10 protein-coding genes are annotated in these 11104 nt (G+C 48.5%); all 10 read left to right on the forward strand.

The window, feature by feature from the left end:
* The first annotated feature begins 1 nt into the window (after window position 1).
* Window positions 2-1495, forward strand: a complete 1494-nt coding sequence (locus tag ACFO8Q_RS05980; RefSeq protein ID WP_380024814.1) for an alkaline phosphatase family protein — start codon at window positions 2-4, stop codon at window positions 1493-1495.
* Window positions 1492-2250 carry a glycosyltransferase family 2 protein gene (locus ACFO8Q_RS05985; RefSeq protein WP_380024815.1) on the forward strand — a complete coding sequence of 253 codons (759 nt, stop codon included), beginning with the start codon at window positions 1492-1494 and terminating at the stop codon, window positions 2248-2250. Before ACFO8Q_RS05980 ends, ACFO8Q_RS05985 begins: the two co-directional genes overlap by 4 nt.
* A 323-nt stretch (window positions 2251-2573) precedes the next feature.
* The gene (locus ACFO8Q_RS05990; RefSeq protein ID WP_380024816.1) at window positions 2574-2780 is read left to right on the forward strand and encodes a YezD family protein; all 207 of its coding nucleotides are present in this window, start codon (window positions 2574-2576) and stop codon (window positions 2778-2780) included.
* 133 nt (window positions 2781-2913) lie between these two features.
* Window positions 2914-4011 carry a sulfate ABC transporter substrate-binding protein gene (locus ACFO8Q_RS05995; RefSeq protein WP_380024817.1) on the forward strand — a complete coding sequence of 366 codons (1098 nt, stop codon included), beginning with the start codon at window positions 2914-2916 and terminating at the stop codon, window positions 4009-4011.
* A gap of 13 nt (window positions 4012-4024) precedes the next feature.
* Window positions 4025-4861: a sulfate ABC transporter permease subunit CysT gene (gene cysT / locus ACFO8Q_RS06000; protein ID WP_380024818.1), complete on the forward strand. Its 837-nt coding sequence runs from the start codon at window positions 4025-4027 to the stop codon at window positions 4859-4861.
* Window positions 4862-4873: 12 nt separating this feature from the next.
* Window positions 4874-5776, forward strand: a complete 903-nt coding sequence (gene cysW, locus ACFO8Q_RS06005) for a sulfate ABC transporter permease subunit CysW (RefSeq protein WP_380024819.1) — start codon at window positions 4874-4876, stop codon at window positions 5774-5776.
* The gene (locus ACFO8Q_RS06010) at window positions 5757-6917 is read left to right on the forward strand and encodes a sulfate/molybdate ABC transporter ATP-binding protein (RefSeq protein ID WP_380024820.1); all 1161 of its coding nucleotides are present in this window, start codon (window positions 5757-5759) and stop codon (window positions 6915-6917) included. The genes cysW and ACFO8Q_RS06010 overlap by 20 nt, the downstream gene beginning before the upstream one ends.
* A 22-nt stretch (window positions 6918-6939) precedes the next feature.
* Window positions 6940-7749 carry an alpha/beta hydrolase family protein gene (locus tag ACFO8Q_RS06015; protein ID WP_380024821.1) on the forward strand — a complete coding sequence of 270 codons (810 nt, stop codon included), beginning with the start codon at window positions 6940-6942 and terminating at the stop codon, window positions 7747-7749.
* A 114-nt stretch (window positions 7750-7863) separates the two neighbouring features.
* Entirely contained in the window at window positions 7864-9570 is a 1707-nt protein-coding gene (gene argS, locus ACFO8Q_RS06020; protein WP_380024822.1) for an arginine--tRNA ligase, read from the forward strand.
* Window positions 9571-9600: 30 nt separating this feature from the next.
* Window positions 9601-10506 (forward strand): EamA family transporter, encoded by a 906-nt coding sequence (locus ACFO8Q_RS06025; RefSeq protein ID WP_380024823.1) that lies wholly within the window; start codon window positions 9601-9603, stop codon window positions 10504-10506.
* The last annotated feature ends 598 nt before the right edge of the window (window positions 10507-11104 follow it).

Consider the following 11104-nt stretch of genomic DNA (forward strand, 5'->3'; position numbering starts at 1 on the left):
CATGAAATCTGCTTCCCTGTTCGAAATCGTCGCTGCAAGATGCTGGAACGTGCTGAACGAGGGCAAGACGTTTACCCCTGTATTCGTCCTGTCCGTTTTTCTTATCGCAAACGGGTTTACAGTGGACCCACTGCAATTCGGTCAAGCCCTGCTTGTCACACTGCCGCTTTTTGTTGTGCATTATATTTTTGATTTTCCGCTTCATCTCCGGTGGTTTCTGGTGGTTCCGCTGGCTGCGTTTGTCGCCCTGTCCTCACACTGGAACAACGGTCTGCTGGTGTGGGCATTGGGTCTCTATGCGTTCTTTACCGTATTTTTCTGGGGAACGTTGTATTACCATCTGCGGATCGGGACCACCTGGTGGAATTTCACGCGAATCTGGAAGTTGTTCTTGAAAAATACGGACTCCACGAGCGGCAATGTGTTTGAGCAGCTCCCGAAGGTTTTTTTGCTGCTGCTTGTTTTCGATTGGGTTTATGGCGCGCTTGGAGGCGGGGTAGCTGTACAAAGTCCGGCTGGCGGGTTCGCCGGATGGATCGAATCGTTTGGGACTCTCTATGCGGGATTTGTTGCGGTCGTAACTCTATACAGTTGGTTGGTGCACCGACTCTTCTTCACTTGGAAGCCGAAAGAATACGAGGACTCCACCTCCAACGCCCAAGTGGCTGAGGCGAAGGCAAAGCGTGTCGTGGTGATTGTGATCGACGGCTGCCGGAAAGAGCGTTTTGAAGAGGCGGACGCGCCGTTCCTGAACCATTTGCGAAGAACGGGTGTCTATTATCATCAGATGGAAACCGTTTATCCGGCACGGACCGTAGTCTGTTTCTCGTCGATGTTTACCGGCACTTATCCGCGTGAACACGGAATTCAGTCGAATATGGTCTGGAAGCTGGGCGTTCGGGTGGAAAGCATTTTTGACAAGCTCAAGCAGCAGGGGAAAAAAGGCGTCCTGTTCGGATGCGCCCACCTGATCGATGCGTTTGGTGACTATGTGGAAAGCTTTACCGCCGTTGAGAAAAATGACATTGTCGATCACAAAATCATGGCGCGTGCAAAAGAAATCATGCGTCGCGAAAATCCGGACTTGATGGTGATCCAAATGATCGCGGTGGATCAGACGGGTCACAGCCGCGGGGTAATGTATCCGGAGTATCTTGAAAAGATCAAGGAATCGGACCGACTGATTCAGGATTTTTATGAGTGGATGGATCGGGAAGGGATTCTTGAGGATACGGTCGTGGTCGTGATGGCTGATCACGGGCAGGGAAACGGAATCGGGGGACATGGTCATCTTGACGAGGGAGAGCGATTTGTCCCGTTTCTTATCAACGGCCCCTGCATTCAACAGGGGATGGAAGTGAAGGAACACCGCAGTATTGTTTCGTTGGCCCCGACAATCGCTTATCTGCTGGGCGTTCCTTTTCCTGACTACTCACGGGGTCCGGTGCTTGTGGAAGCGATCGGTACAGTACACAGCGAAGGAGTAACAGCGTGAAAAAACTGTTTGTAGTGATTCCGGCACTAAACGAAGAAGACTCGATTGCCACGGTGATCCGAAAGATCCCGCGGGATTTCGATCCTGCGGTTGAAGTGAAAGTTCTGGTTGTCGATGACGGTTCAACCGACTCGACAGTTTCAGTTTCGTACGAAGCGGGAGTTGATTCCGTACTGTCTTTTCCGCAAAACTGCGGTTTGGGGGCTGCCGTTCGCGAGGGCCTGCGAGAAGCTTATCAGCTGGGGGCCGATTTTGCGGTTATGATCGATGCGGATGATGAGTATCCGGCGGAGTATATTCCACAGGTCGTGGCTCCCATTCAAAAAGGGGCTGCCGACTATGTGCTGGCTTCCAGATTTGCCGGAACCATTCGCGGCATGCGAGTCCATCGCCGTTTGGGAAACTATTTTTTCACCATTTTGCAAATGGTGCTGCTGAGAAAAAGGATCACGGACGGCCAAACCGGATTTCGGGCTTTCTCACGGCAGGTGCTTGCGACGATGGACATCATTCATGATTATAACTACGCTCAAGTGATGACGCTGAATATTGTACGGCAGGGCTACCGTATGGAGGAGGTGCCGATTCCATATAAGGTTCGGACAACAGGACAATCGTTTATCCGGTTTTGGGCGTATATGCGGAATGTGCTGCCTGCTATTGTGAAGGAGATGCGAAGAAAGCCGGGAGAGACTGGACGAGAGGGCTCATCCAAGGATGTGCCGAAAGCTGCATTGAGGAACGTGGAAGCTTGACGAATACAACTCCTAATCGCGGTGATTTTACAGTTGATTAGGAGTTTTGTTTTTTTGAAATGAGTGAAGAAAAAGTATTGACAATTGATCCGGTCCGTTGTAAATTGAATACAACCTTAATACCTTAAAAACAAACCAGTTTACTCGGGATTGTTTTTTGTGAAAATGTGTATCCCCTGACAATCGCCTGTAATATGTTAGAAGAGGCACAGTTATTGCGAGCTTTTCAGAGGTGCCTTATGTTTTGGTTTATGGATAAGAATTTTTTATCCAAATCATTAGGGTTTCTTATGAAACTACCCAAAGGGTAAGGAGGGAGTATCGTGTCAGAAATTCAGCCTCAACGGCGGGATGATGATTTGTGGATTGATCGCATTCGCAATGCTTTGCGGGATCTTGAGTTCGGATCGATTCAGATTACCGTTCATGATTCGAAAATCATGCAAATCGAACGAACGGAAAAACTGCGTTACCCTTTGGAACGTACAAATTTCGCTGAAGAGCGGTCTCCCCGCAGGAAAAGCAAGTAATTAGCAAACTATCAAATATCATAGCCGATCGGACAACCGAAGGCTCCCATTTCGTGCAGGTGTTTATTTCTGCATGGACCGGGAGTCTTTTTGTTTTCAGATTCGATAGGCTGATGACGAAGGAGAGAAGACAATGTCAATTCAATCAGCAGGACAGAAAAAGTTTCATGGATTAAAACGAGGAATTCAGTTGCTGGTTACAGGAAGTCTGGTGTTCGGGTTAGCTGCTTGCGGCAAAAGCGGCGGCACGGAAGTAACAAATTCTACCTCACAAAACAACGGAAAAACGGGTTCCAACGGAACCGTTGAGATTCTGAATGTCTCTTACGATCCAACCCGTGAACTCTATCAAGAATTCAACACCGCTTTTGCAAAGTATTGGAAAGAGAAGACAGGACAAACGGTCAACATGAAACAATCTCATGGAGGCTCTGGCAAACAGTCTCGTGCAATCATCGACGGCCTTGAAGCTGATGTGGCCACACTTGCCCTGGCCTATGACATTGATGAGCTTGAGAGCAAGAAGTTGATTCCAGCCGATTGGCAAAAGCGTCTTCCGAACAACAGCTCGCCTTACACCTCGACCATCGTTTTCCTTGTTCGAAAAGGGAACCCAAAGGGGATTAAGGACTGGGACGATTTGGTGAAACCGGGTATCTCCGTGATCACTCCCAACCCTAAGACCTCAGGGGGAGCGCGTTGGAATTACTTGGCGGCTTGGGGATATGCACTGAAGAAATACGGTGGAGATGAAGGGAAAGCCAAAGAGTTTGTAGGTAATTTGTTTAAAAATGTACCTGTTCTCGATTCGGGAGCCCGGGCATCTACTACCACTTTTGCTGAAAGGGGTCTTGGTGACGTATTGATTGCATGGGAAAACGAAGCGTTTCTTGCACTTAAGGAATTCGGAAAAGACAAATTTGAGATTGTTGCGCCTTCAGTCAGTATTCTTGCAGAGCCTCCGGTGACCGTAGTCGATAAGGTAGTAGACAAACGGGGAACACGTGAGGTGGCACAAGCCTATCTTCAGTTCCTCTATACAGAACAGGGGCAGGAGATTGCGGCTAAAAACTACTACCGTCCCCGATTGGCGTCAGTAGCTTCCAAGTATGCGGAGCAGTTTCCGAAGCTGAACCTGTTTACAATTGACGAGGTTTTTGGTGGATGGCAGAAAGCGCAAAAGACCCATTTTTCCGACGGTGGGCTCTTTGATCAAATTTATAAAAAGTAAATGGGGAGTTAAGATGGCAAGTACTTTTAAACAGCGCAGCATCCTGCCGGGATTCGGTTTGGCAATGGGATTCACCGTTCTTTATCTGAGTCTTATCGTGCTGATTCCGCTTTCCGGGCTCTTCCTCAAGACAACTGAATTGAATTGGGAACGATTCTGGAGTGTAGTGACCGCTCCACGTGTAGTGGCCTCTTATTGGCTCACCTTTGGCACCTCATTTGTCGCGGCATTGATGAATGCAGTTTTTGGACTGTTGGTTGCTTGGGTCTTGGTTCGCTACAAGTTTCCGGGCAAGAGAATCATTGACGGGTTGGTGGATCTGCCTTTTGCTCTGCCGACTGCTGTTGCGGGTATTGCTATGACAGTTTTGTATTCCCAGAATGGTTGGATCGGCAGACAATTGGAAGAGATAGGGATCAAGGCAGCTTATACGCCGCTTGGGATCATCATTGTACTCACCTTTATAAGCCTCCCTTTCGTTGTTCGCACAGTGCAGCCGGTACTGCAGGAATTAAATGTACAGGTTGAGGAGGCGGCCGCCACGTTAGGAGCCAACAGCTTGCAGAGATTCTTCAGAATCATGCTGCCCCAACTGCGGCCGGCCATTCTGACAGGATTTGCACTTGCCTTTGCCCGTGCAATTGGCGAGTACGGTTCGGTGGTCTTTATTTCCGGGAATATGCCGATGCGTACTGAGATTACGCCGCTCCTTATTATGACGAAACTGGAACAATATGATTATACGGGCGCTACCGCGATTGCAGTTGTAATGCTTCTAGTTTCGTTTGTGCTTCTGTTGTTGATTAACTGGTTGCAATGGCGGAGTGGCAGCCGTCAACTGCCGAGGTAAGGGGGGAAAGGTATGGTATCTACAGCGCCCCGTTCCCGTGGCAAGTTTGAGCCCTTTATCCGCTGGACGTTGATTGGGATTTCACTTGCATTTGTCACGTTGTTTCTGATCTTACCGTTGGTTACTGTGTTTACTCAGGGCCTGAGCAAGGGACTGGAAGCTTATTTCCGGGCAATCAGCGAACCGGAAGCTTTAGCCGCTATTCGCTTAACGTTGGTGACAGCCGCGATTGCCGTTCCTTTGAATCTTGTGTTTGGTATAGCCGCATCATGGGCGGTCGCCAAGCACGAGTTTCCGGGAAAAAATATTTTGATCACTCTAATTGATCTTCCATTTGCTGTGTCGCCGGTCATTTCGGGCCTGATCTATGTGCTGCTGTTTGGTGCACAGGGGATATTGGGACCCTGGCTGGCAGAGCATGATATCAAAATTATCTTCGCTGTCCCGGGGATCGTCCTGGCTACAATTTTTGTAACATTTCCTTTTGTCGCTCGTGAGTTGATTCCTCTGATGCAATCCCAGGGGAAGGAAGAGGAAGAAGCTGCATACACGCTGGGTGCCAACGGATGGCAAACGTTTTTTCGGGTAACCCTTCCCAACGTAAAATGGGGATTGCTGCATGGCGTGATCCTCTGTAATGCACGGGCAATGGGAGAGTTCGGCGCCGTTTCGGTTGTGTCGGGTCACATTCGAGGGCAAACAAACACGGTTCCCCTCCATGTGGAAATTCTCTATAACGAATATAATTTTGCAGCCGCTTTTGCAGTTGCTTCCTTATTGGCAATACTCGCGTTAGTAACGTTGGTGGTGAAGAGTTTTCTCGAGAGAAAATCGAACCAGCACTCCACGCTTGAAATGCGAAAAACAGATCCAAGAGAAGTTGGAGGAGAGCAATATGAGTATCGAAGTGCGTAACATTACAAAAAAATACGGTGCATTCACTGCCGTTCAGGATATGAATCTGCAAATTCCTACCGGAGAGTTGGTCGCTCTGCTGGGACCTTCAGGATCGGGCAAAACTACTTTATTGCGGATCATCGCCGGGCTTGAAGGGACAGATAGCGGACAGATCCTGTTAAATGGAGAAGATGCGACTCAGCTAAGTCCGCGTGACAGAGGAATTGGTTTCGTGTTCCAGCACTATGCGCTTTTTCGTCACATGACGGTATATGAGAATGTTGCTTTTGGCCTGCGGGTTCGTTCCCGCAAACAACGGCCTTCCGAAAAAGAGATCCGTACCAAGGTCCACGAACTGCTCCGATTGGTGCAGCTCGAGGAATTTGCCAAGCGATATCCCTCTCAACTCTCCGGCGGCCAATGCCAAAGAGTGGCGTTAGCCAGAGCGTTGGCGGTGGAACCCAAGGTGCTGCTGCTCGATGAACCGTTCGGTGCCTTGGATGCCAAGGTTCGGCAGGAACTGCGCACTTGGCTTCGGAACATTCATGATGAATTGAATATCACAAGTGTATTCGTTACACACGATCAGGAAGAAGCGTTGGAGGTAGCTGACCGAATCGTGGTCATGAATGAGGGCCAAATCGAACAGATTGGTACGCCCGAGGAAGTATACTCGCAGCCGGCTACCCCCTTTGTGTATAACTTTATTGGCCGGGTGAATGTGGTAAGCGGCCAGGTGCAAAAAGGAAGGATTCGGATCGGTAATCTCGAAATGAAGGTGCCGGAAAATGTGAATTTGGCGGGTTCAGCTGCAATTTGCTATGTCAGACCGCACGACATTGAAATCGAGATCGGGTACGACAAGAGTGAAAATCAAAGCATAAACGCCATCGAAGCGACTATCTGTCACATCAATATTATCGGGCCGGTTGCTCGTCTTGATCTGAAACGAAGTGATACAGGTGAATTGATTCAAGCCGAGATCAGTAACGACAGGTACCAGCAGCTTGGTCTGAAAGTAAATGAGCTTGTTTTTGTGAAATTCAAAACTTTGAAGGTATTTCCGCATGAGAAACCGTTTGGAACGGAATCTCAAGACGAATCAGAAGTTTTGACTGTTGGTTCGGTAAGCTTAAATGCCAAATTACATGTTTCCTGAATGGGGGGGAGGAGAGGATAACATGGAAGAGGTTGTGCGTATACCCGCAGGTGAAAGAGAACTGACGGGTACATTACACTATCCGTCAAACACCTCTGGCGAAAACGAGGTCAGCAGGGCGCGACACCCGATAGTGATCATTTGTCATGGGTTCATTGGAAATCGAATCGGGGTTGACCGGCTGTTTGTGAAAACCGCCCGGTATCTTGCAGAACGACATCATATAGTTCTTCGATTCGACTACGCGGGGTGTGGGGAAAGTCCCGGTGATTATGGACAAGGTGGAATAGATCACTTAATTGAACAAACCCGGCATGTCATTGACTATGCACTTGGGATCGAAGGGGTTGATTCCGATCGAATCATACTTCTCGGGCATAGTCTTGGTGGAGCGCTTGCGCTGCTTACTGCCGCAGGAGACAGTCGAGTCAAGTCGTTGATTTTGTGGTCGGCTGTGGCGAACCCTTTTAAAGATATTACTCGAATTGTCGGTGAAAATAGGCATGACCAACTGTTGCAATCGGGGTATATTGATTATTGCGGGTATTCGCTTACCACCCGGTTTTTCGAATCCTTATCGAAATATCAGCCCCTTCTTCAGACCCGGAATTTTGTCGGCAATGTGCTGCTTGTTCATGGGAGCGACGATGATGTGATCCCGGTGCACTACTGCTTCCTCTACCAACGTGCCTTTTGGTTAAGATCACGCGGGAGGTGCGATAAAGAAGTGATCTTTGGTGCCAACCATACTTTTTCATCCATCAATTACCAGAACCGGTTGTTGGACACCACTGGGAGTTGGTTGGATGCGGATGAACGGAACGCGGAATGAACCCATTGGGTTATTTAAGAACGCTTGACATAATCTGTCGGATTGAATACGATTCATATATATTGGACCCTCATGGACATGGGGGTTGTTTCTTTTGGCTAAGGGGGCGGCGGAATGTATCGTCAACAATTGGTGGAACAGTTGAAAGAATATATTTCTTTGGATACAGCACTCATTTCGAACTTAATTGAGATTCCAAAGGAGGAGTCACACGGGGATCTGGCTTTCCCGTGTTTTCAGCTTGCCAAAGAGTTTCGCAAGGCACCAAACCTGATTGCGGCTGAATTGGCAGAGAAGGTAAACGCCGGGCTGCTTCCCATTTTTGAAAAAGCGGTTGCGGTCGGCGGGTACTTGAACTTCTTCCTGAAGCGGGAAGCGGTGGTAGGAGATGTTCTGGCTAACATTGGACAGGCTGGGGAAACATATGGAGACTCGGAAGAAAGAAAGGGTCTCAAGGTTGCTATCGATATGTCTTCGGTGAACATTGCAAAGCCATTTGCGATTCACCATCTGCGTTCGACCATGATCGGGAATGCTATCGCCAATATCTACACCAGCCAAGGCTATGATGTGATGAAAATCAATCACTTGGGTGACTGGGGAACCTCATTCGGAAAGCTCATTGTCGCTTACCGGAATTGGGGTCATGAATACGATCTGTCCGATAATGCCGTGCGGAAATTGCTTGCGCTGTACGTTCGTTTCAATCAGGAAGCGGAGCAGCGTCCCGCGTTGGAGGATGAGGCAAGGGCTGCTTTTAAAGCATTGGAAGATGGGGAAGAAGAGGCGGTTACTCTTTGGAAGAAATTCATTGAGATTTCACTCGCCGAATTTGAGAAGACGTACCGGTTGTTGAATGTGGAGTTTGATCACTATTTAGGGGAAAGCTTCTATAATGACAAGATGGATGCCGTTGAAGAAGAACTGCGGGAAAAAGGGCTGCTCGAGACCAGCGAAGGTGCGGAGATCGTGGACCTGTCGGCTTATGATATGCCGCCTTGTTTAATTCGGAAGTCGGACGGAGCCACTTTGTATGCTACCCGTGACTTGGCAGCGGCGTTGTATCGGAAACGTGCAATGGGAGCCGACCGTTTGGTGTATGTGGTGGGCGCTGAGCAGAAACTCCATTTTCGCCAAGTGTTTAAGGTTTTGGAATTGATGGGCAATGAATGGGCAGAGAAAGAGTGCATTCATGTTCCTTTCGGTACGATGTTTGTTGATGGACAACGTTTGTCGTCCCGGAAAGGCCAAGTGGTCTTCTTGGAAGATGTGCTTCGAAAAGCGGTGGAAGTCGCAAGGGGAATCATCGAAGAGAAAAATCCGGACCTGCCAAACAAGGAAGAAGTCGCAGAGGCTGTTGGTGTGGGTGCGATTATCTTCAACGATTTGAAAAACAACCGTGTAAATGACGTCAACTTCGTCTGGGATGAAGCGTTGAACTTTGACGGGGAAACCGGGCCTTATGTGCAGTACACCTATGCTCGTTTGTCGAGTTTGCTGCGCAAGGGCGAATATGATTCCCAAGCATTTGATCCGGGTTCTGTCACGGCCATCAACGGGGATGTGGAATGGTCGCTTGTTAAATTGTTGGGCCGTTTCCCGAATGTGATGGAGAGGGCGACAGAGCAGTATGACCCGTCTGTTGTGGCGAAGTTTGTAATTGATGTCTGCCAGATTTTTAACCGGTACTACAACACGACCCGGATTCTGGATGGCGAACGGGATGGGATTATTCAAAAACTCACGCTCGTCAGTGCGACACGCACCGTAATTGGAAAGTGTCTTCATCTTCTCGGACTTCGTTCCATGGAGACCATCTGATCCGGATGGGATTAAAAGGAGAAAAAGAATGTGAACCGTCTGACCGCCAGTTTTTTGGTGCTGCTTGGAGCGGCAAGTTACGGGCTGATAAGTCCGATCGTAAAAATGGCCTATGATGCAGGATTTACTCCACAGGATGTGACGAGCAGTCAGTATGCGTTTTCCCTGCTGGTGTTGGCAGGGCTGATTGCTTCCAGATGGAACGCTTTTCGGAAGCTCACCCGTCGGGACGTTCGATTGCTGTCCTTCCTTGGAATCCTCGGAACAGGTACCAGTATCTTTTATTATGTGTCACTGGAGTATTTGCCAGCTTCCCTGGCGATCGTGCTGCTGTTTCAGTTCGCTTGGATCGTGATGGTGATCGATTATCTTGTGACGCGTAAAAAACCGTCTCCGGTTAAGTGGCTGTCGCTGGCGTTTATTATGATCGGTACGATGTTTGCGGTGAATCTTTTCGAGACCGATTGGAGCCGGGTGTCCGCCTTCGGATTGTTATTGGGTTTGCTGTCTTCCGTTACGTATGGTTTGTTTCTTTTCTGGAACGGGAAAGTGGAAAGCAAGGCTCCGGCGATCATTAATTCTTTCGTAATTGCCAGCGCATCGCTTGTTTCTATCTCGATTGTGTTTCCGCCAAAATTTCTTTGGAACGGCACGTTAGGGGAAGGTTTGTGGATTTGGGCATTGATGATCGGATGTCTCGGGCAGGTGATTCCTCCCATTCTGTTTAATAAGGGAATTCCTGTGGTTGGCGGATCCTTGGCCGGTTTGTTGGCTTCGATTGAATTGCCGGTGGCGGTGGTTGCCGCCTTGCTGTTATTAAAGGAATCGGTTACATTGAGTGAATGGTTGGGCATAGGTCTGATCGTAACAGGCATTATTGTCGCCGAAGTGATGGACAGAGAACTGGTGTTAAAACTTGAAAAAGCTCACGAATGAGGTGCTTATTCGCGGTTTTTTTAGTTATTATCGGATTTTGTTCGGAAATCGCGGGATTCTTGGATTGAGAAACGAATCCGCAGATGATATGATATCACTTGTCGCCGCGAGAGAGCGCGAGAGTGTTCGGGTCGCGAGTGACGAAAAAAACATCCGATGTAAAATAGAATTTACCAGTTGAAATGCTGGTGCAGATGTGATAAGATAGCTTTTGTCGCTGTTTGCGATGACAACAGCGAAAAACAAAAGGATCTCCACTAAGAAAATCGTCATTCATGGCGATAACCTGGAGTGGATTATCTCGATCAAGTCGTTCTTTGCACCCCAAGGGTACAAAGAACGCTAAGGTTTTTGGAACAGGAAACCCCGCTAAGAGCGTTGACGTCCATGTCAAGTCGAATAGAAACGCCACGTCCATGTGGCATATTCGACACTAGCACATCGTGTGCGTCGCAACGCTAGCGGATAGATCATCCTGATCTAAGTCGTTCTTTGAAAACTGAATCGTGTAGGGAGCTAGGAATAAATTTAGTTTGGCTCGTTTGAGTCTAATTATTGATGGTAGCCCCGCTAAGAGCAACCGCATCCGTGCGGTCAA

Source organism: Effusibacillus consociatus (assembly GCF_042652925.1).
GTDB classification, from domain to species: Bacteria; Bacillota; Bacilli; order Tumebacillales; family Effusibacillaceae; genus Effusibacillus; species Effusibacillus consociatus.